The sequence below is a fragment of the Massilia eburnea genome (genome assembly GCF_009720745.1).
Lineage (GTDB): Bacteria > Pseudomonadota > Gammaproteobacteria > Burkholderiales > Burkholderiaceae_D > Rugamonas > Rugamonas eburnea.
The window spans coordinates 100443-125281 of record NZ_WNKX01000014.1; the positions used below are offsets into that span (position 1 = coordinate 100443).

The window sequence follows — 24839 nt, forward strand, 5'->3', positions numbered from 1 at the left end:
CACATGGAACGCGACCAGGCTTCAAAATTCATGTTCGACCTGCTGCGCCTGATGGTCAGCAAAAAAGGTTCGGACTTGTTCATCACCGCCGGCTTCCCGCCGGCCATCAAGATCGACGGCAAGATGACGCCCGTCTCGGCCCAGGCATTGACCCCGGCCCATACGGCCGACCTGGCCCGTTCGATCATGAACGACAAACAGACTGCATCGTTCGAGCAGACCAAGGAAGCCAACTTCGCCATCAGCCCCGGCGACCTAGGGCGCTTCCGTGTCTCGGCCTTCGTGCAAATGAGCTGCGTGGGCATGGTGCTGCGTACCATCAACAGCTCGATCCCGGAATTCGACGACCTGGGCCTGCCGCCGGTGCTGAAGGACGTGATCATGTCCAAGCGCGGCCTGGTGATCATGGTCGGCGCTACCGGTTCCGGTAAATCGACTACGTTGGCGGCCATGGTCGGTCACCGCAACCAGAACAGCCACGGCCACATCATCACGATCGAAGACCCGGTCGAATTCGTGCACCCGCACCGCAACTGCATCATCACGCAGCGCGAAGTGGGCGTCGATACCGAGGACTGGGAAATCGCGCTGAAGAACACCCTGCGCCAGGCGCCGGACGTGATCCAGATCGGCGAGATCCGCGACCGCCAGACCATGGACCACGCAATCGCGTTCGCCGAAACCGGCCACCTGTGCCTGGCCACCCTGCACGCCAACAGCTCCAACCAGGCGCTGGACCGTATCATCAACTTCTTCCCTGAAGAGCGCCGCCAGCAGCTGCTGATGGACTTGTCCCTGAACCTGAAGGGCATGATCTCGCAGCGCCTGATCCCGAAAAAGGATGCCAAGGGCCGCGCCGTGGCGGTGGAGATCATGCTGAATTCCCCGCTGATCGCGGACCTGATCTTCAAGGGCCAGGTGCACGAGATCAAGGAACTGATGAAGCGCTCGCGCGAACTGGGCATGCAAACCTTCGACCAGGCTCTGTTCGACCTGTACGAAGCCGGCGCCATCACCTATGAAGATGCGCTGCGCAACGCGGACTCGGTCAACGATTTGCGCCTGGCCATCAAGCTGGAATCGAAGGAAGCGAAGAACCGTGACCTGGCGGCCGGCACCGAGCATCTGGGGATCATCTGATGACCACTGTTTTCGACTTCAGTGCCGACAGCCTGGCCGGCCAGCCGGTCGACCTGGCGCAGTACAGGGGCAAGGTGCTGCTGATCGTGAACACCGCCAGCAAATGCGGCTTCACGCCCCAGTACCAGGGGCTGGAGGAATTGCACAAGGAGTTCGCCGGCCAGCCTTTCGAGGTGCTGGGCTTCCCCTGCAACCAGTTCGGCCAGCAGGAGCCGGGCAGCGCTGAGGAAATCGGCGCCTTCTGCGAAAAGAACTATGGCGTCACCTTCCCGGTGTTCGCCAAGATCGACGTCAACGGCGACAACGCGCACCCGCTGTACCAGCACCTGAAAAAGAACGCGCCGGGCATCCTGGGCACGGAAGGCATCAAATGGAACTTCACCAAGTTCCTGGTGCGCAAGGACGGCACGATTGCCGGCCGCTATGCCCCAACCACCAAGCCCGCCGAACTGGCGGGCGACATCAGGAAGCTGTTAGCGGAATAAGGGGGCGCGCCGCCATGGGCGAGGTCAGGCTGTATTTGATCCAGCTATTTTCACCGCCTGCTGACCCGGCGCTACTCACTTACGGGATTTACGATCCCTGGCTGGTCATCCTGTCCGTGGTGGTGGCCAGCTTTTCCTCCGCCATGGGGCTGCAGATGGCCGGCCAGGCCGCACGCAGCGGCCGGCCTGCGCTGCGCCTGGCGGCACTCGTCACAGGCAGCCTGGCGCTGGGCAGCGGCGTGTGGGCCATGCACTTCATCGGCATGCTGGCGTTTAACCTGTGCACGCCGGTTTCCTACGACCCCGTGATTACCTTGCTGTCGATGTTGCCCAGCATCGCCGCCTCCACCGTCGCCCTGTCCCTGCTGAGCCGCAAGCGGATCGGCTTGCGCAGCCTGCTGGTGGGCGGGGTGCTGGTCGGCGCCGGCATCGGCGCCATGCACTACACCGGCATGGCCGCCCTGCGCTCGGCCCTGCAGCTGCGCTACGATCCCTGGATGTTCGCGCTCTCAATCGTGGTGGCGGTGGCGCTGGCGACCCTGGCGCTGTGGGTGCGCTTTGGGCTGCAAGGCTTGCGCGGGCGCCTCGGCGAGGCCGGCAGCGTGGTCGCCGCCGGCATCATCATGGGCTGCGCCATCGCGGGCATGCACTACACGGGCATGGCTGCCGCGCGCTTCGTCGGCCGGGTGCCGCTCGATCCTGCCAGCGGCATCGCCAATGCCGGCTTCCTGGCGCTGGCGGTGACCATGACCACGGCGCTGCTGACGGCACTGGTGGTGTCGGCCAACGGCATGCTGCGCTACCGCATCCTGTTCCACCACGTGAGCGAACTGGAACAGGCGCTGCGCACCAGCGAGGAGCAGCTGCGTTCCCTGATCACGAACATCCCCGGCATCACCTTCCGCTGCCGCAATGCGCCGGGCTGGCCGCTGGTATTCGTCAGCGACGCCATCGAAAGCATGACCGGCTATCCTGCCGCCGATTTCACTGGCAACCCGCCGAAACGGCTGTTCGGTGAGCTGGTGCATCCGGAAGACTGGCCTTCGGTGCAGAAAGGTGCTCGCGCCGCAGTCGAACAGCGCCGCCCCTTCACGCTGGAATACCGCATCATCCACCGCGATGGCAGCATCCACTGGTTCTGGGGCAACGGCAACGTGGTGCTGGGCCCGAGCGGCGAGGTCGAGCTGCTGGACGGCGTGGTGCTGGACATCAGCAACCGGCGCCTGATGGAGCAGGACCTGCGCCTGGCCAAGGAACGCGCCGAGCAGGCCGCCGCGGCGCGCGCCGCCTTCCTGGCCAACATGAGCCATGAGATCCGTACGCCGATGAATTCCATCCTGGGCTTCACCGACGTGCTGTTGAACGGCGAATTGACCGCGCCGCAGCGGCGTCACCTGGACACGGTGCGCAATGCCGGCCGCTCTCTGCTGCGGCTGCTGAACGCCATCCTCGACACGGCCAAGCTGGATAAGGGGGCGGTGGAACTCGAGCTGCACGATTTCAGCCTGCTCGCGCTGACGGACGAATTGTCCTCCACCATGGGCAATGCCGCCAAAGCCAAGGGATTGGAGATGTCCCTGCACTACGACCCTGCCCTGCCGAACTGGATCCACGGCGACGAGCTGCGCGTACGGCAGGTATTGACCAACCTGATGGACAACGCCATCAAGTTCACCAGCCAGGGCGGCGTATCGCTGGCGGCGAGCCTGGAGCGCGAAGGCGAGCGGCGCATGGTGCATTTCGCCGTCAGCGATACCGGCATCGGCATTGCGCCGGACCGCATGCAGGCCATTTTCGAGCCCTTCGTCCAGGCCGACGCGTCGATGAACCGGCGCTTCGGCGGCACCGGCCTTGGCACCACCATCTGCAAGCAGCTCGTCGAGCTGATGGGCGGCCGGCTGCGGGCTGAAAGCACGCTGGGCAAAGGCAGCACCTTCCACGTCACCCTGCCCTTGCTGGCGGCGCGCGACGAAGCGGTGCGCAGCGCCGCGGCGCCAACCTTGCTGCCGCCAATGCATATCCTGGCTGCCGACGACGTCCCGCAAAACCTGGAAGTGCTGTTGCTGCTGCTGGCCAAGCTTGGACACACGGTGACGGGAGCCAGCGACGGCGCGATGGCGGCGCAGCTGGCGTCGGAAGCGACGTTCGACGCCATCCTGATGGACGTGCAGATGCCCGGCATGGATGGCCTGGAAGCGACGCGCCGCATCCGCGCCGACGAAGCTTCGCAGGGACGCAGGCGCACGCCCGTCATCGCCATGACAGCCAGCGTGCTGGAACGCGACCGGGAAGCGACGCGCGAGGCGGGCATGGACGGTTTCACGACCAAACCGGTCGACGTCGCCGTGCTGACGCAGGAATTGGCGCGCGTGCTGGGCATGCCGGCCGGCGCGCCGCAACTGGCGCCGCCGGCCGCGCCGGTGCGTGGCATGGTGCTGGACATCGAACAGGGGCTGGCCCGTTGGGCCGGGCAGCATGAGGCCTATCAGCGCGCATTGCGGCGCTATGCCCACGAAAACGAGAATGCCGGGCGGGAACTCAAGGCCGCGATGGCGGCCGGCCAGCATGCCGATTGCGCCACCCTGGCGCACCGCATGCGCGGCGCGGCTGCCAACCTCGGCATGGAACAACTGGCCGATGCGCTATGGCGCCTCGAGCGCGGCCTGCAGGAACCGGATGGGCGGGCGGAACTGCCGGCACTGCTGGAACTGGCCGTGGTTCGCTTGTCCGAGACGCTGGCTGCCGTGTGGGCGCACGACGCCGCCTTGCGCCAACGGCGTGCCGCGGCCGACGTCCCGGCCGCCGCGGCGACCGCCAGCCCGGCTTCCGTCGCGCTGGACCTGCAACACGTGCATGCCCTGGGCGACGCGATGCTGCAGTCACTGGAACGCGGCAGCTTCGACCAGCACGAGATGGCGGCGCTGGCCGAAGCATTGCGCGGCTGCGTCGCCGCGGAACGCCTGCAAGCCTTGCAGCGTGCGCTGGACGACTTCGATTTCGAGGCCGCACGCAGCGCCCTGCAAGCATTGCTCGAAGAATGCATGAATACGCAAAAGGATCCACCATGACGCGACAAGCCACGGTGCTAGCGGTCGACGACGAAGCGACCAACCTGCAGCTGCTGCGCCAGGTCTTGCAAGACCAGTACCGGCTGCTCTTCGCCAAGGATGGTGCGCGCGCCATCGAGCTGGCGGTCAACGAAAAGCCCGACCTGGTCCTGCTCGACGTGATGATGCCGGAGATGACGGGATACGACGTCTGCCGCGTGCTGAAAGCCAATCCCGCCACCGCCGGCATTCCCGTGATATTCGTGACGGCGCTGACCGATGCAAACGACGAGGTGGATGGTTTTGAAGCCGGCGCCGTGGACTTCATCAGCAAGCCGCTCAGCCCTGCCGTCGTCAAGGCGCGCGTCAAACTGCACCTGTCGATGGTGCGCATGGAGGAGCTGCGCGCCAGCCGGCTGGCGATCGTGCAGCGCCTTGGCCTGGCCGCCGAGTATAAGGACAATGAAACCGGCCTGCACGTCATCCGCATGAGCCACTATGCGCGCCTGCTCGGCATCGCCGCCGGCTTCGACGAACAGGAAGCCGAAGACCTGTTCATCGCGGCGCCGATGCACGACATCGGCAAGATCGGAATCCCCGACAGCATCCTGCAAAAGCCCGGACGGCTGACGCCGGAAGAATACCTGGTCATGCAAAATCACCCCACCATCGGCGCCCACATCATCGGCCAGCACGAAGGCGGCATGCTGGCGATGGCGCACGACGTGGCGCTGTCACACCACGAGAAATGGGATGGCTGCGGCTACCCCAACCGCTTGGCCGGCGAAGACATCCCGCTGGCGGCACGGGTTGTCGCCGTGGCCGACGTGTTCGATGCGCTGACTTCCGTTCGCCCCTACAAGGCGGCATGGAAGCTGGATGACGCCTGCACCTGGATGCGCGGGCAGCGCGGCGCCCACTTCGAACCGCGGCTGGTCGACCTGTTCCTCGACCAGCTGCCGGAAGTGACGCAGATCATGGATAAATGGGCCGAACGCTAGCCGTGCAGGGCACGGTCAACCAGCTCGATCCAGTGTTCCACCGGGGTCTCCGTGCCTGATTGCAGGTGGCCGATGCAGCCAATGTTGGCGGAGACAAAGCGTCCGGCGCCGGTGTCGGCCAGGTTGGCCAGCTTCCGGTCGCGCAGTTGCTGCGACAGCTCCGGCTGCAACAGCGAATAGGTGCCCGCCGAGCCACAGCAAAGGTGCGCGTCGCGGCACATCTTCACTTCCACGCCCAGTGCACGCAGCAGGCCTTCCACCTTGCCGCGGATTTGCTGGCCATGCTGCAGCGTGCACGGCGGATGCCACGCCACCGCCGATGCGCCGCTCGCTGCCGTGCCCTCGCCAGCGTCCGCACGACGTTCGCGCACGCGCTGCGCCAGCTCGGCCTCAAACGCCGGCAGGATTTCGCTCAGGTCGCGCGTCATGTCCGAAATGCGCGCTGCCTTGGCGGCATACGCGCTGTCGTGCGCCAGCAGGTGGCCATACTCCTTGACCGTCACGCCGCAGCCGGAAGCGGTCATGACGATCGCTTCCGCCGTTTCCACGTATGGCCACCAGGCATCGATATTGCGCCGCATATCGTCCAGCGCCGCATCCTGGTCGTTCAGGTGGAAGCGCAACGCGCCGCAACAGCCCGCGCCACGTGCGGCGACCAGCTGCACGCCTAACGCATCCAGCACCCGCGCGGCAGCGGCGTTGATATTGGGCGCCAGGCCAGGCTGCACGCAGCCATCCAGTACCAGCATCTTGCGCGCATGCTGGCGCGACGGCCAGGCAGTGCGCGCAGGAAGTGGCGGCAACTTGTCCTGCAGCGGCTTGCTTAACAGAGGCTTCAACAGCTGCCCAGCAAGCAACGCCGGTTCGAACAGCCAGCGGCGCGGCAGCGCCTCCTTCAGCACATAACGCTTGATACGGTCCGGCAGTTTGCGCGGCACGCGCTGCTCCACCACTTTGCGGCCAATATCGGCCAGGCGGCCATATTTCACGCCCGAAGGGCAGGTGCTTTCGCAATTGCGGCAAGTCAGGCAACGGTCCAGGTGCAGCTGCGTGCTGGCGGTAACGGGGGCGCCCTCCAGCACCTGTTTGATCAGGTAGATGCGGCCGCGCGGACCATCCAGCTCATCGCCCAGCAACTGGTAGGTCGGGCAAGTAGCCGTGCAAAAGCCGCAATGAACGCATGCGCGCAAGATGGCTTCCGCTTCGTCGCCTTCAGGCGTGCCCTTGATGAAATCTGCCAGGTTCGTTTGCATATCAGACCATGCGGCCGCAGTTGAAAATGCCAGCCGGATCGAAGGCTGCCTTAAGGCGTTCGTGGATACGCGCAATGGCTGGCGCCAATGGATGGAAGGCCCCCGCTCCGGCGCCAAGGTCCGCGCTTTCCACCCGGTAGCGCGTGGCGTGGCCGCCTGCCGCCGCCGCAACGCGCCGGATATCGTCCGCCACGCCGCGGTCCACGCGCAGCCAGCGCTGCGCCCCGCCCCACTCGATCAGCTGCTCGCCGCGCATGACCAGTGCGCTCGCAGTGCTGGGTACCGAAAGCCGCCACATCTCCGCCGCACCGCCTTCCGCGGTGGCAAAAAAATCGGCGCGCTGGTCGCGCAATGCAGACCAGAACGTCGCACCATCATCGACCGCCTCGCCGCCCATGCGCGCCAGGGCCGCCCTGACCGCCGCCTGTGCGCCGGACAGGCGCACCGTCAGCACGCCGTTGTGCCAGCACGTCGCCGACACCGGCAAGGGCTGACCTGCCCATTCATTCATGCGCCGCAAGGCTGCGATCTCGTCCAGTTCAAAGCGGATGGTGGCTTCGCAAAACGGCAGCGGCAACACCTTCAGCGATACCTGCGTAATGAGGCCCAGCGTGCCGAGGGAACCCGCCAGCAAACGCGAAACATCGTAGCCGGCGACATTCTTCATCACCTGCCCGCCAAAAGACAGCAGCTCGCCCCGCCCATCCATCAACTGCGCGCCCAGGACGAAATCGCGCACGGCGCCAGCCGATGCACGCCGTGGGCCTGACAGCCCGCTCGCCACCACGCCGCCGATAGTCGAACCCGCGCCAAAGCGTGGCGGCTCGAACGCAAGCATCTGCCCGTTCTGCGCCAGCAGCGCTTCAATCTCGGACAGCGGCGTGCCGCAGCGAGCCGTCACCACCAGTTCGCTCGGCTCATATTCGACCACGCCCGCATAGGCGCGCGTGTCGAACACATCGCCCACGACGTTCTGGCCGTACCAGTCCTTGGTACCGCCGCCGCGCAGCAGCAAACGCATGCCTTCGGCGCCGGCAGCCTGGATGCGGGCGCGGAATTGTTCGAGAATCGCATCCATCTCAGAACCTCGGCAATCCGGCGAACGGCAAACGGCCCGCGCGCACATGCATCTTGCCGAATTCCGCGCAGCGGTTCAGCGTTGGAATGGCCTTGTTCGGGTTCAGCAGCGACAAGGGATCGAAAGCGCGCTTGACGGCGGAAAAGGCCGCCAGCTCGGCATCGGTGAACTGCGCGCACATCGAATCGATCTTCTCGATGCCCACGCCATGTTCGCCGGTGATGGTGCCGCCCACTTCAACGCACAGCGCCAGGATCTCTGCGCCGAACGCTTCCGCACGCTGCAACTCGTCCGGCTTGTTGGCGTCGAACAGGATCAGCGGGTGCAGGTTGCCATCGCCCGCATGGAACACATTGGCGCAGCGCAGGCCATACCTGGCCTCCATCTGCTCGATGCCCAGCAGCACGCGCGCCAGCTGTTTGCGCGGGATGGTGCCGTCCATGCAGTAGTAGTCGGGCGAGATTCGTCCCGCCGCCGGAAAGGCGTTCTTGCGGCCAGACCAGAATTTCAGCCGTTCCGCCTCGCTGCCCGATACCTGCACCGCGCTCGCGCCGGCGCCCTGCAGCACGGCTGTCATGCGGGCGATTTCTTCTTCCACCTCCTCGGGCGTGCCGTCAGCCTCGCACAGCAGGATCGCCGCCGCGCCGGTATCGTAGCCGGCGTGCACAAAGGGCTCCACCATGCGCGAGGAGGTACGATCCATCATCTCCATGCCTGCGGGGATGATGCCGGCTGCGATCACGGCCGCCACCGCGCCGCAGGCCGCACCGATCTCGTTGAAGGAAGCCATGATCACGCGCGCCGTCGCCGGCTTTGGCACCAGCTTGACGGTCACTTCGGTGACAATGCCCAGCATGCCTTCGGAACCGACGAAGGCCGCCAGCAGGTCCAGTCCCGGGGCATCCAGCGCTTCGCTGCCCAGTTCCACCACGTCGCCTTCCATGGTCACCATGCGTACACGCAGCACGTTGTGCACCGTCAGGCCGTATTTCAGGCAATGCACGCCGCCCGAGTTTTCGGCGACATTGCCGCCAATAGTGCAGGCGATTTGCGAGGACGGGTCGGGAGCGTAGTACAGGCCATGCTGCGCGGCCTCTTCGGAAATGGCCAGGTTGCGCACGCCCGGCTGCACGACTGCCGTGCGCGCATAGGCATCCATGCGCACCACCTGGTTCATGCGCGCAGTGGACAGCACCACGCCATTCTCGATCGGCATGGCGCCGCCGGACAGCCCGGTGCCGGCCCCGCGCGGCACGATCGGAACATTGAATTCGCGGCAAACCTTCAGCACCGCCAGCACTTGGGCCTCATCGGCTGGCAAGGCAACCGCCATGGGAAGCTGGCGGTAAGCCGACAGCCCGTCGCATTCATAGGGACGGGTATCTTCCGTTTCGGACAGCACGCTGGAGGGCGGCAGGGCCGCACGCAGGGCGGCGAGAAAGGCTTGGCTGTTATTCATTAAACCATTGTAAGTTTAAATACACCTGCGGCACTGAATTCCCCTCCCAACCAATGGTAATTTGTCGTATCCTCCCACAGTTATTGACAAAGTTAGAGGCAGCAATGGGTAATCGACTCTCAAAAATCGCCACCCGCACCGGCGACAAAGGCACCACCGGCCTGGGCGACGGCTCGCGCGTGGACAAGGACAATGTGCGCATCCAGGCCATAGGCGAGGTCGATGAGCTGAATTCCAACCTCGGCGTCCTGCTGGCCGAGCCGCTGCCGGACGACTTGCGCGAAGAGCTGGTCTCGATCCAGCACGACCTGTTCGACCTGGGCGGTGAGCTATGCATCCCCGGCTACCAGATGATCAAGGAAGAACATGTGGAGCGCCTGGACGCGCTGCTGGCCAAGTACAACGCCACCCTGCCTGCGCTGACGGAATTCATCCTGCCGGCCGGCTCGCGCGCCGCTGCCATTTCCCATGTGTGCCGCACCGTATGCCGCCGTGCGGAACGCGCCATCGTCACTCTGGGCAAAGTGGAAACCATCCACGACTTCCCGCGCCAATATGTGAACCGCCTGTCGGACCTGCTGTTCGTACTGGCGCGCGTCCTGAACCGCTTCGCCGGCGGCAGCGACGTGCTGTGGCACCACGACCGCAAGCGCGGCTAAAAGCCTGCTTGTCCTGCAAAGCGCTGCTGCAGGTAATCAAGCATGAGCCGCACCCGGTGCGGCAGATAGCGCCGGCTGGGATAGAGCAGGTTCAATTCCTGCTCCTGTCCCTGCCAATGAGGCAGCACCCGGCGCAGCTTGCGCTGGACCAGCAAGTCCCGCACCAGCCATTCCGGGCATAAGCCAATGCCGCCACCCGCGGCCAATGCGTCGCGGATGGCCAGCGCGTTGTTGACGCGGTAGCGGCCATGCGTGGCGACCGTCACCCATTTCTCCCCGTCCGATAATTCAAGTCCGTCGCCCATACTCGCCCAGGCAAAGCGGATGTACTCGTGAGACGCCAAGTCACCGGGCGCCTGCGGAACACCATGCGTTTTCAGGTAGCCAGGCGACGCAACCAGCAGGCGTGGCGAGGCCCCGGCTCGGCGCGCGATGACACTCGGCGGCAGCTCGGGCCCCAGGCGCACTGCAATGTCCACGCCCTCTTCCACCAGGTCCACCATGCGGTCGTTCAAGATCAGCTCTACTTCAATGGCGGGGTATCGCTTCAGGAAATCCTGCACGAAGGCATTCAAGCAGAATTGGCCAAGGGCGACGGGCGCATTGATGCGAAGCAGGCCGCTTGCCGCTGCAGTTTCCCCGCGCGCATCCGCCACCGCGTCGGCATATTCTTCCAGGACGCCACGGGCGCGTTCGTAAAAGCGGCGCCCCGGCATGGTGGGCGACAAGCTCGACGTGCTGCGCTCCAGCAGGCGCACGCCAAGTTCGTTTTCCAGCGCAGCGACAATTTTGCTGATATTCGATTGCGTGGTGCTCTGCTCGCGGGCGACAGCTGACAAGCTGCCCAGTTCGACGGCACGCACGAAGCATCGGAGGGAACGTAAGGTATCCATAGTTATTCCATTCAAGACTTAACTATAGTCCACTTCGCACTCTTCCAGTCCAATCGAGAATGAATGACGATCTCCATACCCGAATCAATGTGGAGGACCCTCATGAAACGACTCATCTTTTCGCTCGCGGCCATGCTGGCTGCGGGCGCCGTACATGCCACCGATTGGCGCACCACCTGGTATGCCGCACCAATGCCCAGTTGGGGCGCCGAATTTCCCCTCCCAACCATGATGCCAGCCACCTTTGAAGCACAGACTGTGCGCCAAGTCATACGTACCAGCACCGGTGGCGAGCGGATTCGCGTCAGCTTTTCGAACCGCTATGGCAAGACGCCGCTCGTGATTGGCGCAGCGCGGGTCGCAATCACGTTTGACGATCCCTCGCGCGCCGCTAGTGCGCGGCAGGCGGACAGCGGCATGCCACTGACTTTTTCCGGCCAACCCAACATAACGGTTGCAGCGGGACAGGCAGTCACCAGCGATGCCGCGGCGCTGCCGGTGGCGGCTCGCCAGCGGCTGTCGGTTTCGGCCTGGCTTCCGGAACGAACTCCTTTAAGCACCTTTCATTGGGGCGCACAGCAAACCGCATTTGTGGCGCCAGGGAACCAGGTCGATTCCATCGGCTTGACCGGTGCGCAGAAGATCACGGGGCGCGCATTCCTGAGTGCAGTGCAGGTGGACGGTCCGGGGCGCCGCACCATTGTTACCCTGGGCGACTCGATCACCGACGGCAACGGCTCCACACCGGACCGCAACCGCCGCTGGCCGGACCAGTTGGCCGAGCACTTGGCGGATGTCGCCATCGTGAACGCCGGGATCTCCGGAGCGCGGCTGCTGGCGGATGGCATGGGCGAAAAAGCCATGGCGCGCTTTGAGCAAGATGTCCTGTCACAGCCTGGCGTCGATACGGTCATCGTCCTGCTCGGAATCAACGATATCGGCTGGCCCGGCAGCGCATTCGCCGCAGACGAAGCGCCCGCGGCTACTTCGGCGATGATTGCAGGCTTTCGCAGCTTGATTGCCGCGGCACATGGGCGGCAGGTCCGCATCGCGGGCGGCACCTTGCTTCCTTTCGAAGGCGCCCTTCAAGGTACGCCTTACTCCGGCCACTATTCCCCGTCAAAGGACAAAGTACGCCGCGAATTGAACGAATGGATCCGAAGCAGCGGAGAATTCGATGCCGTGATTGATTTCGATCTCCTGCTGCGCGACCCCGATCACCCATCGCGCCTGCGCCGCGACTTCGACTCTGGCGACCATCTGCACCCAGGGGATGCCGGCTACGCGGAAATGGCAAGGGCTGCCGCGCTAATTGCCAAGTAGCCGCGACATGCCTTTGGCTAAACTGAGGCGCGTCGCGCCGCTGGGGTGGCTCGCAAGCAAGGTTGGCCCTGCGGAATCCTCCGCGAGTTTGGCGTAGAAGCGCAGCATGGCCGAACAGGGCCAGCCTGCGCGAAACGCCATCAGCATCCCAAGCTGGTCGGCCTCGCGTTCCTGGATCGCCGATAGCTTGGACAGGCGTAATTGGAGCGGGATGTCGGACGCCAGCCGTTCGTCGACCACTTCGAGCGGCAAGTCGCGATGGCTGTCCAGCAGCGCTTCGGACAAGGTTTCGCGCTCATGCTCCGCGACGATGTGGGCGATTTCATGGGCCAGCAGGACTGCCAATTCGCCATCGTCAAGCTTGAGGCGTGCGACAAACGACCTTCCGAGGAGCAGTTTTCCGCCAGCCTGGCTTTCCGCTTCGACGCCCGGATCGCCAGTGACGTGGATTTCCCACTGCCATCCTGCGGCTTCGGGCTTGAGCGTCGTGGCAACGCGGATCAAGCCGTTGGCAATGCGCTGTACGCGGGCAAGAAGCACACGGTCGCGGTCAAGCTGGCCGGCAGCGGCGAGCGACACCGTCTGCTCGATATAATGCTCCTCGGAGAGCTGCCCTACTTCTTGCGCCGAAAAGCGCAGTTCTTGCCAGCGGCCGGAGTCGGGCACTTGCGCAGCCGCTTGCACTGCAACCAGGAAAAGGAGCGATAGAAGACGCATTCGAGGCTCCGATTGACATAAACTATTTATACCAATGTAGGCGACGCGGGGAACACAAACAAGATATGAGAAAAATGATTGCGTTCGCAGCGAGCATCATGATTGCGGCTCATGCTGCGGCACCTTATCCCGCGGATCACTTCGAATCGCCGCTCTGCTAAACTGCGGAGATGCGAAAAATTCAACAATGCGTTTTTGCCATCGCGCTGGCGTTTGCGGTGGGTGCTGCAGTCGCCGAGGACACGACGCCGAGCGTCGAGGTGCAGGGCGTGAAAAACCCGGATATGCGGTCATATCGCGCCGTGGTGGCGGGGCTCGATGCATTCGAGGAGCATCATGCGCTGGCGCCTGCGCTGCCGGAACTGCGTTTCCGCCTTTCTGCGCGCGGCGGTGCGGACATGCCGGCGGGAGATGCAATCTACCTGCGCATCGTCGGCAACGGCGATCCGATCCCGGTGCCAGTGGCACAGGACGGCACCTTCACAGTGCCGCGCGTACAAGCGGCAATCGACGATGATGCAGACCTGGTCCTGAACCGCAAGAAAGGCGTTCTGAAAGGCCGCCCCGAGGTCCGCACGCCGGGCCTGCCGGACAATGTTCGCCGCCTGGGTGATTTGCGGCTGGAGTGCCGGGTGATCGTCGCCATCGCCAAGAAGGAAATGGGGCTGATGATGAATCTCTTCATCAATACCGTGCTGTTAACACCTAATTGGTGCACTGCCGGTTACGGCAACGAAAAGATCAAATTCCCCTTCCCCAGCCTGCGCGCACTTGACGACGCCGAAATCGTGGACGGCGACCGCCGCGCTCCCATCAAGGTCAGCGAATTCAGTTTCGAGACCCCGATTGCGGAAGCCGAATGGTCGAATGATGCGCGCATCGTATTGCACTACGCACCCGATCTGACGCCGGAAGAGAAAGCAGATCCCTGGCTGCAAACCATGTTCGTCGTCGGCACGATGAATAACCGCGATTTGCGCAGCACGCTGCGTAAATCCGAGGATGGCTTGTACTCGGCCGAACTGGATCTGGACAAGGGTTCGCACTGGCTCAAGGTCGGCACGCGCAACCTGGAAGCGATCAGCCTTGGCGCAACCCGGGCCGACCAGCTGCTGGTCGACGGCGCCATCACGCCGCTGACGAAGAAAGGCAAACGTTTGCACATCAAAGTGGAAAACGCCGGCCGCTACGCGCTCACGCTGGACGCACGCGACAAGGAAGCGCCGACACTGCGCGTTTCGCGCCTGCCCTGACTATAAAAGCCAGGAGCAAAAAAAACGGCGCCGCAGCGCCGTTTCTTCACAGGCTCGGAAGATCAGCCGTTGCTGACCACCAGGCGCAGCTCGTCGCCGAAGCGGCCCTTGATCGAGGCCGCGATGCCGGCAGCATCCAGGCCCACCAGCGCCAGCAGCTTGGCCGGGTCGCCATGGTCGATGAACTTGTCCGGCAGGCCAAGCATCTGGATCGGCTTGACGATGCCTTCGGCAGCCAGGGCTTCCGCGACGGCTGCGCCGGCGCCGCCCATGATGCAGCCCTCTTCCACCGTCACCAGGTAATCATGGTCGGCTGCCAGCTGCTTGACCAGCTCCACGTCCAGCGGCTTCACGAAACGCATATTGGCCACGGTGGCGTTGAGCAGTTCGGCTGCGGCCAGCGAAGGCGCCACCATCGAGCCGAAGGCCAGGATGGCGATCTTCTGGCCCTTGCGGCGGATTTCGCCTTTGCCGATCGGCAGCGAAGTCAGTTCCTGCTCGATGGCCGCACCAACGCCGGCGCCGCGCGGATAGCGCACCGCTGCCGGACCTGGGTAGTGGTAGGCCGTGGTCAGCATCTGGCGGCATTCGTTTTCGTCGGACGGCGCCATCACCACCATATTCGGGATGCAGCGCAGGTAAGCCAGGTCGTAGTTGCCGGCGTGGGTTGCGCCGTCGGCGCCCACCAGGCCGGCGCGGTCCAGTGCAAAGGTCACGTCCAGGTCTTGCAGGGCCACGTCGTGGATCAGCTGGTCGTAGCCGCGCTGCAGGAAGGTCGAATAGATCGCCACCACAGGCTTCAGGCCTTCGCAGGCCAGGCCGGCGCCGAAGGTCACCGAGTGCTGCTCGGCGATGCCGACGTCGAAGTAGCGATCCGGGTATTCCTTATCGAAGCGCACCATGCCCGAACCTTCGCGCATGGCCGGCGTGATACCGACCAGGCGCTTGTCGGCCTTCGCCATGTCGCACAGCCAGTCGCCGAATACTTCGGTGTAGGTTTTCTTGGAAGGCGCCAGCGCAGGCTTGATGCCTTCGGCCGGGTTGAACTTGCCGGTACCGTGGTACAGGATAGGCTCGGCCTCGGCCAGCTTGTAGCCCTGGCCCTTCTTGGTCACGACGTGCAGGAACTGCGGGCCTTTCAGCTGCTTGATGTTCTGCAGGGTCGGGATCAGGGAATCCAGGTCGTGGCCGTCGATCGGGCCGATATAGTTGAAGCCCAGTTCTTCGAACATGGTGGCCGGCACCACCATGCCTTTGGCGTGTTCTTCCAGGCGCTTGGCCACTTCCAGCAGCGGCGCAGGCAGCACGGACTTGGCGATATCTTTCGACGCCGCGTAGAACTGGCCCGACATCAGGCGCGCCAGGTAGCGGTTCAGCGCGCCGACCGGCGGCGAGATCGACATATCGTTGTCGTTCAGGATCACCAGCAGGTTGCAGTCCTTCTCCACGCCGGCGTTGTTCAGCGCCTCGAACGCCATGCCGGCGGTCATGGAACCGTCGCCGATCACGGCGATCGCATGACGCTGCTCGCCCTTGATCTTGGCGCCCATGGCCATGCCCAGCGCAGCGGAAATCGACGTCGACGAGTGGGCCGTGCCAAAGGTGTCGTATTCGGACTCCACGCGGCGCGGGAAGCCGGAAATGCCGTTCAGCTGGCGCAGCGTGTGGAATTGCTCGCGGCGGCCGGACAGGATCTTGTGCGAATAGGTCTGGTGGCCCACGTCCCACACGATGCGGTCCTGCGGCGTGTTGAACACATAATGCAGCGCGACGGTCAGTTCCACTGTGCCCAGGTTGGACGACAAGTGGCCGCCGGTCTTCGATACAGAGTCGAGCAGGAAGGAGCGCAGTTCTTCAGCCAGTGGCGTCAGCTGGTGGCGGCCGAGCTTGCGCAGGTCCGCAGGGTTGTTGATGGTCTCAAGCAGTTTCATTTTTAAGCTTTCCTCTGCACGATCAGGTCTGCGAGTTCACGCAGGCGCAGGGCTTGTTCTCCGAATGGCGCCAGTGCGGCATGCGCATCCTGCCGCAATTTTTCCGCCAGGGCGATCGACGGTTCCAGGCCGAGGATGGAGACGTACGTCGGCTTGTTGTCCGCCGCATCCTTGCCTGCCGTCTTGCCCAGCGTGGCCGAATCGGCCGTGGCGTCGAGCACATCGTCAACCACCTGGAAGGCCAGGCCAATGGCGCGCGAATATGCGTGCAGCGCCAGCAGCTCGGCTTCCGTCAAATCCTTGCCTGCCATCGCGCCCAGCACGACGGAGGCGCGCAGCAGCGCACCGGTCTTCAGCTGGTGCATGCGCTCCAGCTGTTCCAGCGTCAAGCTGATGCCAACGCTATCGAGGTCGATGGCCTGGCCGCCGCACATGCCGGCCGAACCGGCAGCATCGGCCAGCAGGCGCAGCATGGCGACCAGGCGTTGCGGCGGCACAGAATCAACACCAGCCAAGACGCCGAAGGCTTGCGCCTGCAGCGCATCGCCCACCAGCAGCGCAGTGGCTTCGTCATAGGCCACATGCACCGTCGGCTTGCCGCGGCGCAGCTCGTCGTCGTCCATGCAGGGCATGTCGTCATGCACCAGCGAATAGGCGTGGATCATTTCCAAGGCAGCGGCGGCGCGGCTCAGGGCCTGCGCGTCGGCGCCGAACAGCGCGCCGGCAGCATGCACCAGCAGCGGGCGCACGCGCTTGCCGCCATCGAGTACGGCGTAGCGCATGGCGGCGTGCAGCTTGGCCGGAACAATGTCTTCGGCAGGCAGGTAGGACGACAAGTCCTGCTCCATGCCGGCCTGGATGGTCTTCATCCAGTCCTGGAACGATGCGCTCATTGGGCGGCCTCCTCGCCTTCTGCGAAAGGCTTAAGCATATCGCCTTCCAGCACTTTGACCTGGGCTTCGACTTTGTCGAGTTGCCCGGCGCAGAATTTCACCAGTTCGGAACCGCGTGCATAGGCGGCCACCGAGGCCTCCAGCGGCAACTGTCCGGCTTCCATCTGGCTGACCAACTGGGCCAATTCGGCCATCGCTTCCTCAAAGGTGGCGGGCGCATTCATTTTTTTTGGCATGGCAAATAACTTTAATGTAGCCCGCTATTTTAGATCAAACTCCCGTATCCGGTCTAAAAAGCGGCCTCTAAACCAGGGAGAAACGTTGCAATTACTTTCACTCCGCCTGCCGCGCGCCCTACCCGAGAAAGTTCAGCGAAGATAGCCTATTTCGCGCTATAATCTCCGGTTCTGTCCGAAATACCGTTTTTATTATCTGAATTCAGGTCTTTACGGATCTTTCTCTTCTTGGTTTGATTTTAATTAAGGGGGGTTTGGATGTCCGATCTGGGTAGCCACGCCAAGCTGGCGCGTTCGAACGCGCAACTTCCGGTCAACGTCTATTTTGACGAAACGCTTCTGCAGCGTGAAATGCAGGAACTGTTCAAGAAAGGTCCGAGGTACGTCGGCCATGAGCTGATGGTGCCGAACGTCGGCGACTTTGCCACGCTGGCGGCTGAAAATGAAGGCCGCATGCTGGTGCGTAATGCCCAGGGTATCGAACTGCTGTCCAACGTCTGCCGTCATCGCCAGGCGCTCATGTTCAATGGGCGCGGCAATGCGGAGACGATCGTCTGCCCGTTGCACCGCTGGACCTACGACCTGAAGGGCGAGCTGATTGGCGCGCCGCACTTCCCGGATACCCCATGCCTGAACCTGCCCAAAGTCCAGCTGCAGAACTGGAACGGCCTGCTGTTCGAGCAGAACGGCTACAATGTGATGGAAAAGCTGGGCACCCTGTCGGTAACCAAGGACCTGGACTTCAGCGGCTACATGCTGGACCACGTGGAAGTGCACCACTGCGACTACAACTGGAAGACCTTCATCGAGGTCTACCTGGAGGATTACCACGTCGAGCCCTTCCATCCGGGCCTGGGCAGCTTCGTCACCTGCGACGACCTGCGCTGGGAATTCGGCCAGGACTACAGCGTGCAGACCGTCGGCGTGAACCGCGGCCTGAAAAAGTCCGGCTCCGACACCTACCAGAAGTGGCATGAGCAGCTGCTCAAGTTCCGCAACGGCGAACCGCCGAAGCACGGCGCGATCTGGCTCACCCTGTACCCGAACATCATGGTCGAATGGTACCCGCACGTGCTGGTGGTTTCGACCCTCTGGCCGGAAGGCCCGAACCGCACCAAGAACGTGGTGGAGTTCTACTATCCGGAAGAAATCGTGCTGTTCGAGCGCGAATTCATCGAAGCCGAGCGGGCCGCCTACATGGAAACCTGCGTCGAAGACGATGAAATCGGCGCCCGCATGGACGCCGGCCGCCGGATCCTGATGGAACGCGGCGAAAACGACGCCGGCCCATACCAGTCACCGATGGAAGACGGCATGCAGCACTTCCACGAGTGGTACCGGAGCAAACTGGACATCTGATGCAATCTCTCTGGATGCTCGTAGCCAGTTTCCTGTTCGCCGCCATGGGGGTGTGCGTGAAACTGGCATCCGACGAATTCAGCGTTTCCGAAATGGTGATGTACCGCGGGGTGATCGGCATGGTCATCCTGTTCACCATGCTGCGCCTGCAAGGCGGCACCCTCAAGACCACCATGCCGCTGGCCCATTTGTGGCGCGGCGCGGTCGGCGTACTCTCGCTCTGGATCTGGTACTACACGATCGCCAAGCTCCCCCTGGCCACGGCCATGACGCTCAATTACATGGCGCCGATCTGGATCGCCGTGTGGCTGTTCGGCCATGGCTGGTGGCACCAGAAAAACCGCGTCGAATGGCCGCTGATCGTGGCGGTCGGCATGAGCTTTGTCGGCGTGACCTGCCTGCTGCAGCCAGCCTTCAGCGCCAACCAGTTGGGCCCTGCCCTGATGGCGCTCGGCTCCTCCGTGCTGTCCGCCATGGCCTATATGCAGGTGCGCAAGCTGGGCCTGGCCGGCGAGCCCGAATCGCGCGTGGTGTTCTTCTTCAGCGTGACCAATTTCCTTGCCGGCTCCTGCGGGCACCTGCTGGAAAGCGGCTGGCACTGGCACTCGCTGGCCAACACGCGCGGTGCCCTGTTGATACTGGGCGTTGGCCTGTGCGCCACCGCCGCGCAAGTCGCGATGACGCGCGCCTACCGCCTTGGCAAGACGCTGGTGGTGGCCAACTTGCAGTACACCGGCATTGTGTTTTCCAGCATCTGGGGCGTATTGCTGTTCAGCGACAGCTTCGGCTGGTTGAGCTGGGTGGGCATGGCCATCATCCTGCTGTCCGGTGTGGCGGCAACGTTCTACAATACGCGCAGCACGGAACGTGGCAAGGCCATTTCCGACACCGACCCGATTGCCAGCGAAGTATAAGGACCACGCATGTTCACCACCCTGATCGACGCCAACACCCTTTCGCAGCACCTGGACGACCCGAAATGGGTCATCCTCGATTGCCGCCACGACCTGATGAACCCCGACTTCGGCCGCAACGCCTTCGCCGAAGGCCACATCGAGGGCGCCCAATTCGCCAATATCGACACCGACCTGTCGGGGCCCAAAGTTGGCGCCGACGGCGTGTTCCGCGGCCGCCACCCGTTGCCGGACCGCGCAACGCTGATTGAAACGCTGCGCGCCTGGGGCATCAGCGACGACTCGCAAGTCATCGCCTACGACGCGCACGGCGGCATGTTCGCGGCGCGCCTGTGGTGGCTGCTGCGCTGGGTCGGCCATGGCGCGGTCGCCGTGCTGGATGGCGGCCTGGCAGCGTGGAATGCCGCCGGCCTGCCGCTGCTAACACCGGCTTTGCCGCGCACGCACGGCAACCTCACTGACAAGCCATCGCTGGTACGCACCGTATCGGTAGGCGAGCTGGTGGAAAACCTGGACAGCAAGCGCCTGCAAGTGATCGACGCCCGCGCCAACGACCGCTTCCGCGGCGAGAACGAAACCATCGACCCCGTCGGCGGCCACATTCCGGGCGCGCGCAACCGCTTCTTCAAAGACAACCTGCAAGCAGACGGCCGGATGAAGGAAGCCGCCGCGCTCAAGCAAGAGTTATCCGCCATTGTCGGCGCACCGGAAAAGGCCGTGATGCAATGCGGCTCCGGCGTCACCGCCTGTCACAACCTGCTGGCACTGGAAGTCGCCGGCCTGTCCGGCGCAGCGCTGTACCCCGGCTCGTGGTCCGAATGGAGCGCCGCCCCCTCACGCCCCATCGCCACCGGCCCCGCCTAAGTCCTCATACAGCCCAGCCCGTGTCCCACCCTGGGGTCACACCCGAAACGGGACACGGGCTCGTCCACGAGCATTGGCAGAGCTCGTGTCTCATTTCGGGTGTGACCCCATGGTGGGACACGGGCTCTGCCATGGGCTGTTAGTCGCCGCCTCCGCCGCAGCTGCTTCCGCAACTACTGCCACAGCTGCTGCCGCAACTGCTTCCGCTGCTGTCGCAGCTGCTGGAGGAGTCGCCGCAGTCTATGGAGCTGCCGCAGCCTGAGCCGCAGGCGCTGCCGCTGCTGCCGTCGCTGCTGGTCGCTGCCAGGCGGCGGGCGCGCTCTTCAAAGTCGTTGAACTGGGCTGCGGTGATCAGGCCGGCGCCCAGCAGGCCGGCTGCGGCCATCTGCGGCGGACAACTGATCATCGGATCGAAGCGCCCGGACGCGTCCAGCTGGCTATAGCCGGGTTGGCCACGCTTCACGGCGTAGCCGAAGCCAAACGGCATTTTTAACTTCTTGTCCAACAAGAAAAGCGACGGCAGGCGCGGGCCTTCGCGGTGCAGGCCCTCGGCCTGGCGTGCCCGCACCAGGCACACTGCCAGTGCTTCATCCAGGTTGCCGCCCATCGTTTCACCTTCCACATGGGGCACCGTGCGGCCAAAGTGCTTACGGCAGAAGACTTCCAGCTTGAGCGGCGATAAGCGCAGCCAGGCGTGCCACACCGAGTCGGCCGCCTTGGAGGGCAAGGCGCATGCGCCCTTGCCTTGCGCGGCGCATTCGAAGAAGTCGAGCAGGCCGATCGTGGCGCGGGCAAAAAAAACGGCATCCGCCGGGATGCCGTGATATTCGTTGCGTGCGCTGCTTTTCCAGTAATCGTAAAGGCTAGGCGGTAAGTCCTTGAGCGCTTTGCTGTGCCGGGAACGCTGCATGATGCGTTGCGCGTACCAAGTTTTCAACATTGTCGAGATCATGATGCCAGCCTATGAAAAGATTGTGACAAGTGTATTACAACGTGGTGTGCTTGCCGCATCAGCTCGGTTTCCATTGGAAATTTGGGGGAGAAAGTGTGACTATGTTCTTGAGAGTTCGTCGGGGATAACGAGCTTGTTGCGAGGGCAAAATTATGAAAACCAGAACAGAGCCGGCGGCTACGGACTTCGGCTCACAGGACATTGTCCAGATTGCCATGCGCATCAATGTGGAAGCGGGCAGCATCCACGCATGGATCTTCCTTAAACAAAATGGCTTCCGCGATGAGGAAATCATGAACCTGCTGCGCCATACGCCGACGCTGCAGGTGGTTCACTGAACCTTACTTTTTCTTCTTTCCAGCTTCCTTGCGCGCCCGCTCGAAGGACGGTGTCCAGAGCGGATGCCCTTTTTCGCCCGGGCTCAGGTCGAAGTCGGGATCCAGCTTGAACGCCTTGATGAATTGCTGGCGGCACAGCGTGGTGCGGTTGGTGACGCAGTAGCTGAACGCCGTGTACTTGATCGCTTCCAGCTGCAGCGGCGTTTCAGCCTTGGCCAGTTCCGGCGCAGTGGTGAGCTGCTTGATCGCGCCGTTGAAATTGCCCGCCTTGTACATCTCGATGCCAGCGTTCAGCGCTTTGCTTGCTGGCGTCAGCTCGGGCGGCGCAGGCGGCACAACAGGCGTATTAGTCTTGGCTTGCACCGGGGTTGCAGGCTTCGATGCCACGGCATGGGTTTGCGCTGGCTCTTGCTTATGCGGTTCCAGGATTTCGCAGCCGGCCAATGCCAGCGCGGCTGCAATCAATACGAGCTTTCTCTTCATGCTCCGAAGTCGTGTTTAATGGTCACGGGCTTCCTGGCGTCGACAGTTACTTTGTGGACGAAGACTGGGAAGTTGGGATTCTCCAGGCGAATTTCATGTTCGCCCAGCGGCAGCGTCAGTTTCTTCAAAGGCGGTGTGATGCCTTTCTGGACGCCGTCGACGTAGATTGTAGCCCACGGCTGGACGGCAATCGAGACGGTTCCGCTAGTAGGTGCACTTGGTTCTGCGGCGGCCGTCGCGGTATTCGGGACACCGGCCGACGCGGCAGGTCCGCCCGCCGCTGCTTTTGCGGTGGATGCGGTCGCAGGCGCGGAAGCTGCGGCAGCTTGTTGCGGCGCCGTGGCATTGGCCGCAACCGGGGCTTGCGCCGGCACAGTGCCCACTGCGCTGCCTGCAGCGGCCTGCGCTGCACCGGCGCCCTCCGAGGCAGCTGCAGACGCGCTGGCGGACTGGCTTGCCAGTTGCGCTTCCGCGCTCGCGACTTGGGTTGCGGCGGGAGCGACGGGACTGCCATCAGCGAACCACGCGATGCCGCCAACCAGCAGCGCCAGCGCGGCGACGCCGGCGCCGATCACGGTGTTCGATGGCCGTGCGCGGACCGCAATTACCCCCGCGGCAGCAGCTGATGCAGCCTGCCTGGCTGGCTTTACCGGCTTGGCGTCGGCTTTGCTGCGGCTGGCACGCTTGTCGGCATCGGCTGCAAGCGGCGCGGCCTTGTCGGCACTGCTGCCTTGGGTCCCGTCCGGAGCTGGCGCCGGCGCCTCTACATCAGCGGCGCGAGCAGGCTTGTCTGCCTTGTCGCTTGCCGGTGCAGCAGCCGCAGGCGCTGCGGCTCCGGCAGCAACAGGGGCCGCACTGGCCGACGACGATTTCGACGAACTGCGCGATTGGCGCACGCCTTCAAGTCCCAGCAGGATGGCGAATTCGGCGATGGTCTGCGGACGGATTTCCGGCCTGACAGCCATGCCACGGTCAATCGCTTCCAGGAACTGGGTGCCGTAGCCTTCGCGCCCGCTGATCGCCAGCGGTTCGATCGGATCATTCAGCATGCGCGCCACGGCGGCCGGCGGAGCCTTGCCGGTAATGGCGGCGTACATCACCGCCGACAGCGAATAGATATCGGTCCACGGCCCCTGGCGCATCGACTCGTCGTCCGCGTACTGTTCGACCGGTGCAAAGCCAGGCTTCAGGATCACGGTCAGCGACTGCGCCATGTCCTGCACGATCTGGCGCGCGGCGCCGAAATCGAGCAGCACGGGTTTGCCGTCCGGCTGGATCATGATGTTCTCGGGCGAGACATCGCGGTGCAGGATGCTGGCGGCATACAGCTTATCCAGCGCGCTCAGGATTGGTTTCAGCAGGCGTTTCAGCCAGGCCTCGTTCACCAGTTCCGGGTTGTCGCGCAATACCGACTTCAGGGTGCGGCCTTCGTAATAGCGCATCACCATATAGGCCGTGCCGTGCTGCTCCCAGAAACGGTACACCTTGACCAGCGCAGGATGGTCGAACTGCGCCAGCAGGCGCGCTTCGTTGATAAAGCTGCGCAGGCCCGCTTCAAACGCCTCCGCATGGCGCTTGGAGCGCACGGACACGGTGTGCTCGGTCGAACGCGCAGCGAGCGCAGATGGCATGTATTCCTTGATCGCCACGGTACGCTGCAGCGAGTGGTCGAAAGCGAGATAGACGATGCCGAAGCCGCCCTCCCCGATCACCTGGCGGATTTCGAATTCTGAGATGCGGGTGCCAATCGGCAGGCAATTTGGCAGGTTGATCAACTCAGCTGCTTTGTTCATGAAGCGTCACCAATAAAGATAGCCTGCGCGCTGTAGTTGTCCCGAGCCTTGTGCACCAGGCCCGCGCGCTCGTCGGCCAGGGCGCAGATCGCAGCCAGCCATTCTTGCGCGCTGCCCGCTTTCGCCAGCAGCAATTCCATCTGCGGCTCGGCGACCCATTCCCACAGGCCGTCGGTGCAGATCAGGATTGCATCGCCGGCGCGCAGGGCCAGCGGAGGTTGCACAGAAGGAGGCACTTCATTTTCGGTGCCAATAGCAGCATACAGCACATTGCGCTTGGGATGGCTGCGCGGATCGGCGCCTGCTGCCAGGCCGGCGTCGATCATTTGCTGCACCATGCTGTGATCGCGCGTGGCCTGCAACAGGCGGCCGGCGCGGAACAGGTAGATGCGAGTGTCGCCCATGTGCGCCCATGTCGCTTGCGCGCCGGCGCGGTCCACCAGGGCCAGCGCCACGGTGGCGCTCATGCCTTGCAGCGATGGGCGCGCCCTCTTGCTGCGGGCCACGGCGATGGCCGCCTCGGCCACCATGGCCGGCGTGGCGTCGGCGCTGAAGGCCGGCCGCTCGCCGAAATTGCTCAAGACCGATTGCACCACCGTTTGCGCCGCGACCTCGCCGCCTTCATGGCCGCCGGCGCCGTCCGAAATGACGAAGCAGGCCAGTTCGCCGCGTTCGGCGCGGCCAATGGCATCCTGGTTGGACGCACGTCCGCCGACGGAGGACACCTCCGCGACGTTGAGCGCAATGCGCTGGGGCATATCGGCCATG

The 24839-nt window shown here is 63.8% G+C and carries 23 protein-coding genes; 11 read left to right on the forward strand and 12 right to left on the reverse strand.

Going from position 1 to position 24839, the window contains the following annotated elements; all coding sequences use genetic code 11:
* Positions 1-3: 3 nt before the first annotated feature.
* Genes GM658_RS18200 through GM658_RS18215 form a run of 4 tightly spaced genes read left to right on the forward strand, consistent with a single transcriptional unit; the run spans position 4 to position 5673 of the window.
* Positions 4-1140 (forward strand): PilT/PilU family type 4a pilus ATPase, encoded by a 1137-nt coding sequence (locus GM658_RS18200; protein WP_155455474.1) that lies wholly within the window; start codon positions 4-6, stop codon positions 1138-1140.
* On the forward strand, positions 1140-1625 hold the full coding sequence (locus GM658_RS18205; protein ID WP_155455475.1) for a glutathione peroxidase: 486 nt from the start codon (positions 1140-1142) through the stop codon (positions 1623-1625). Before GM658_RS18200 ends, GM658_RS18205 begins: the two co-directional genes overlap by 1 nt.
* Positions 1626-1639: 14 nt before the next feature.
* The gene (locus GM658_RS18210) at positions 1640-4693 is read left to right on the forward strand and encodes an MHYT domain-containing protein (protein WP_155455476.1); all 3054 of its coding nucleotides are present in this window, start codon (positions 1640-1642) and stop codon (positions 4691-4693) included.
* Positions 4690-5673 (forward strand): response regulator, encoded by a 984-nt coding sequence (locus GM658_RS18215; RefSeq protein WP_155455477.1) that lies wholly within the window; start codon positions 4690-4692, stop codon positions 5671-5673. The genes GM658_RS18210 and GM658_RS18215 overlap by 4 nt, the downstream gene beginning before the upstream one ends.
* On the opposite strand, the gene glcF is transcribed toward GM658_RS18215, so the two are convergent.
* Genes glcF through GM658_RS18230 form a run of 3 tightly spaced genes read right to left on the reverse strand, consistent with a single transcriptional unit; the run spans position 5670 to position 9463 of the window.
* On the reverse strand, positions 5670-6926 hold the full coding sequence (glcF, locus tag GM658_RS18220; protein ID WP_155455478.1) for a glycolate oxidase subunit GlcF: 1257 nt from the start codon (positions 6924-6926) through the stop codon (positions 5670-5672). The genes GM658_RS18215 and glcF overlap by 4 nt on opposite strands.
* A 1-nt stretch (position 6927) precedes the next feature.
* On the reverse strand, positions 6928-8004 hold the full coding sequence (gene glcE / locus GM658_RS18225) for a glycolate oxidase subunit GlcE (protein ID WP_155455479.1): 1077 nt from the start codon (positions 8002-8004) through the stop codon (positions 6928-6930).
* 1 nt (position 8005) lies between these two features.
* A complete protein-coding gene (locus tag GM658_RS18230) occupies positions 8006-9463 on the reverse strand; it encodes an FAD-linked oxidase C-terminal domain-containing protein (protein ID WP_155455480.1) in 1458 nt (485 codons plus the stop codon).
* 104 nt (positions 9464-9567) lie between these two features.
* Between GM658_RS18230 and GM658_RS18235 the strand changes: the two genes are divergently transcribed.
* Positions 9568-10122 (forward strand): cob(I)yrinic acid a,c-diamide adenosyltransferase, encoded by a 555-nt coding sequence (locus GM658_RS18235; RefSeq protein WP_155455481.1) that lies wholly within the window; start codon positions 9568-9570, stop codon positions 10120-10122.
* Here the strand turns inward: GM658_RS18235 and GM658_RS18240 are convergent.
* Positions 10119-11015 (reverse strand): LysR family transcriptional regulator, encoded by an 897-nt coding sequence (locus GM658_RS18240; RefSeq protein WP_155455482.1) that lies wholly within the window; start codon positions 11013-11015, stop codon positions 10119-10121. The two genes, GM658_RS18235 and GM658_RS18240, sit on opposite strands and share 4 nt — an antisense overlap.
* Positions 11016-11117: 102 nt before the next feature.
* On the opposite strand from GM658_RS18240, the gene GM658_RS18245 reads away from it, so the two are divergent.
* Positions 11118-12338, forward strand: a complete 1221-nt coding sequence (locus GM658_RS18245) for an SGNH/GDSL hydrolase family protein (protein WP_155455483.1) — start codon at positions 11118-11120, stop codon at positions 12336-12338.
* On the opposite strand, the gene GM658_RS18250 is transcribed toward GM658_RS18245, so the two are convergent.
* Positions 12324-13055 carry a M48 family metalloprotease gene (locus GM658_RS18250; RefSeq protein ID WP_155455484.1) on the reverse strand — a complete coding sequence of 244 codons (732 nt, stop codon included), beginning with the start codon at positions 13053-13055 and terminating at the stop codon, positions 12324-12326. The two genes, GM658_RS18245 and GM658_RS18250, sit on opposite strands and share 15 nt — an antisense overlap.
* A 170-nt stretch (positions 13056-13225) precedes the next feature.
* On the opposite strand from GM658_RS18250, the gene GM658_RS18255 reads away from it, so the two are divergent.
* Positions 13226-14308, forward strand: coding sequence for a hypothetical protein (locus GM658_RS18255; RefSeq protein ID WP_155455485.1), 1083 nt, complete (start codon positions 13226-13228; stop codon positions 14306-14308).
* A 62-nt stretch (positions 14309-14370) separates the two neighbouring features.
* Here the strand turns inward: GM658_RS18255 and dxs are convergent, their stop codons facing one another.
* The 3 genes from dxs to GM658_RS18270 are packed head-to-tail and all read right to left on the reverse strand — an operon-like array spanning position 14371 to position 17368.
* On the reverse strand, positions 14371-16239 hold the full coding sequence (gene dxs, locus GM658_RS18260; protein WP_155455486.1) for a 1-deoxy-D-xylulose-5-phosphate synthase: 1869 nt from the start codon (positions 16237-16239) through the stop codon (positions 14371-14373).
* 2 nt (positions 16240-16241) lie between these two features.
* Entirely contained in the window at positions 16242-17132 is an 891-nt protein-coding gene (locus tag GM658_RS18265; RefSeq protein WP_155455487.1) for a polyprenyl synthetase family protein, read from the reverse strand.
* The gene (locus tag GM658_RS18270) at positions 17129-17368 is read right to left on the reverse strand and encodes an exodeoxyribonuclease VII small subunit (RefSeq protein WP_155455488.1); all 240 of its coding nucleotides are present in this window, start codon (positions 17366-17368) and stop codon (positions 17129-17131) included. Before GM658_RS18270 ends, GM658_RS18265 begins: the two co-directional genes overlap by 4 nt.
* A gap of 258 nt (positions 17369-17626) precedes the next feature.
* Between GM658_RS18270 and GM658_RS18275 the strand changes: the two genes are divergently transcribed.
* The 3 genes from GM658_RS18275 to GM658_RS18285 are packed head-to-tail and all read left to right on the forward strand — an operon-like array spanning position 17627 to position 20505.
* Positions 17627-18727, forward strand: a complete 1101-nt coding sequence (locus GM658_RS18275) for an aromatic ring-hydroxylating oxygenase subunit alpha (RefSeq protein WP_155455489.1) — start codon at positions 17627-17629, stop codon at positions 18725-18727.
* Positions 18727-19641: a DMT family transporter gene (locus tag GM658_RS18280; RefSeq protein ID WP_155455490.1), complete on the forward strand. Its 915-nt coding sequence runs from the start codon at positions 18727-18729 to the stop codon at positions 19639-19641. Before GM658_RS18275 ends, GM658_RS18280 begins: the two co-directional genes overlap by 1 nt.
* Before the next feature lie 9 nt (positions 19642-19650).
* Positions 19651-20505, forward strand: a complete 855-nt coding sequence (locus GM658_RS18285; RefSeq protein WP_155455491.1) for a sulfurtransferase — start codon at positions 19651-19653, stop codon at positions 20503-20505.
* Positions 20506-20644: 139 nt separating this feature from the next.
* Here the strand turns inward: GM658_RS18285 and GM658_RS18290 are convergent, their stop codons facing one another.
* A complete protein-coding gene (locus tag GM658_RS18290) occupies positions 20645-21445 on the reverse strand; it encodes a UCP032817 domain-containing protein (RefSeq protein WP_155455492.1) in 801 nt (266 codons plus the stop codon).
* A 164-nt stretch (positions 21446-21609) separates the two neighbouring features.
* On the opposite strand from GM658_RS18290, the gene GM658_RS18295 reads away from it, so the two are divergent.
* Positions 21610-21795, forward strand: coding sequence for a hypothetical protein (locus GM658_RS18295; RefSeq protein WP_155455493.1), 186 nt, complete (start codon positions 21610-21612; stop codon positions 21793-21795).
* 3 nt (positions 21796-21798) lie between these two features.
* On the opposite strand, the gene GM658_RS18300 is transcribed toward GM658_RS18295, so the two are convergent.
* From GM658_RS18300 to GM658_RS18310, 3 genes are read right to left on the reverse strand one after another with little or no spacing between them, the layout of a single operon-like run.
* Complete coding sequence (locus GM658_RS18300; protein ID WP_155455494.1) at positions 21799-22278, reverse strand: TssQ family T6SS-associated lipoprotein; 480 nt, start codon at positions 22276-22278, stop codon at positions 21799-21801.
* A complete protein-coding gene (locus tag GM658_RS18305) occupies positions 22275-24071 on the reverse strand; it encodes a serine/threonine-protein kinase (protein ID WP_155455495.1) in 1797 nt (598 codons plus the stop codon). The genes GM658_RS18300 and GM658_RS18305 overlap by 4 nt, the downstream gene beginning before the upstream one ends.
* Positions 24068-24838, reverse strand: a complete 771-nt coding sequence (locus GM658_RS18310; protein WP_155455496.1) for a PP2C family protein-serine/threonine phosphatase — start codon at positions 24836-24838, stop codon at positions 24068-24070. The genes GM658_RS18305 and GM658_RS18310 overlap by 4 nt, the downstream gene beginning before the upstream one ends.
* Between the last annotated feature and the right edge of the window lies 1 nt (position 24839).

Excerpts from the sequence above, each read along its gene's own strand:
- GM658_RS18300 (WP_155455494.1), bottom strand. The coding sequence starts at position 22,278 with ATGAAGAGAAAGCTCGTATTGATTGCAGCCGCGCTGGCATTGGCCGGC.
- GM658_RS18250 (WP_155455484.1), bottom strand. The coding sequence starts at position 13,055 with ATGCGTCTTCTATCGCTCCTTTTCCTGGTTGCAGTGCAAGCGGCTGCG.
- GM658_RS18215 (WP_155455477.1), top strand. The coding sequence starts at position 4,690 with ATGACGCGACAAGCCACGGTGCTAGCGGTCGACGACGAAGCGACCAAC.
- GM658_RS18265 (WP_155455487.1), bottom strand. The coding sequence starts at position 17,132 with ATGAGCGCATCGTTCCAGGACTGGATGAAGACCATCCAGGCCGGCATG.
- GM658_RS18295 (WP_155455493.1), top strand. The coding sequence starts at position 21,610 with ATGAAAACCAGAACAGAGCCGGCGGCTACGGACTTCGGCTCACAGGAC.
- GM658_RS18275 (WP_155455489.1), top strand. The coding sequence starts at position 17,627 with ATGTCCGATCTGGGTAGCCACGCCAAGCTGGCGCGTTCGAACGCGCAA.
- GM658_RS18305 (WP_155455495.1), bottom strand. The coding sequence starts at position 24,071 with ATGAACAAAGCAGCTGAGTTGATCAACCTGCCAAATTGCCTGCCGATT.
- GM658_RS18285 (WP_155455491.1), top strand. The coding sequence starts at position 19,651 with ATGTTCACCACCCTGATCGACGCCAACACCCTTTCGCAGCACCTGGAC.
- GM658_RS18310 (WP_155455496.1), bottom strand. The coding sequence starts at position 24,838 with ATGGCCGATATGCCCCAGCGCATTGCGCTCAACGTCGCGGAGGTGTCC.
- GM658_RS18240 (WP_155455482.1), bottom strand. The coding sequence starts at position 11,015 with ATGGATACCTTACGTTCCCTCCGATGCTTCGTGCGTGCCGTCGAACTG.
- GM658_RS18255 (WP_155455485.1), top strand. The coding sequence starts at position 13,226 with ATGCGAAAAATTCAACAATGCGTTTTTGCCATCGCGCTGGCGTTTGCG.
- GM658_RS18290 (WP_155455492.1), bottom strand. The coding sequence starts at position 21,445 with ATGTTGAAAACTTGGTACGCGCAACGCATCATGCAGCGTTCCCGGCAC.
- GM658_RS18210 (WP_155455476.1), top strand. The coding sequence starts at position 1,640 with ATGGGCGAGGTCAGGCTGTATTTGATCCAGCTATTTTCACCGCCTGCT.
- GM658_RS18235 (WP_155455481.1), top strand. The coding sequence starts at position 9,568 with ATGGGTAATCGACTCTCAAAAATCGCCACCCGCACCGGCGACAAAGGC.
- glcE (WP_155455479.1), bottom strand. The coding sequence starts at position 8,004 with ATGGATGCGATTCTCGAACAATTCCGCGCCCGCATCCAGGCTGCCGGC.
- GM658_RS18245 (WP_155455483.1), top strand. The coding sequence starts at position 11,118 with ATGAAACGACTCATCTTTTCGCTCGCGGCCATGCTGGCTGCGGGCGCC.
- GM658_RS18280 (WP_155455490.1), top strand. The coding sequence starts at position 18,727 with ATGCAATCTCTCTGGATGCTCGTAGCCAGTTTCCTGTTCGCCGCCATG.
- GM658_RS18230 (WP_155455480.1), bottom strand. The coding sequence starts at position 9,463 with ATGAATAACAGCCAAGCCTTTCTCGCCGCCCTGCGTGCGGCCCTGCCG.
- GM658_RS18270 (WP_155455488.1), bottom strand. The coding sequence starts at position 17,368 with ATGCCAAAAAAAATGAATGCGCCCGCCACCTTTGAGGAAGCGATGGCC.
- dxs (WP_155455486.1), bottom strand. The coding sequence starts at position 16,239 with ATGAAACTGCTTGAGACCATCAACAACCCTGCGGACCTGCGCAAGCTC.
- glcF (WP_155455478.1), bottom strand. The coding sequence starts at position 6,926 with ATGCAAACGAACCTGGCAGATTTCATCAAGGGCACGCCTGAAGGCGAC.
- GM658_RS18205 (WP_155455475.1), top strand. The coding sequence starts at position 1,140 with ATGACCACTGTTTTCGACTTCAGTGCCGACAGCCTGGCCGGCCAGCCG.
- GM658_RS18200 (WP_155455474.1), top strand. The coding sequence starts at position 4 with ATGGAACGCGACCAGGCTTCAAAATTCATGTTCGACCTGCTGCGCCTG.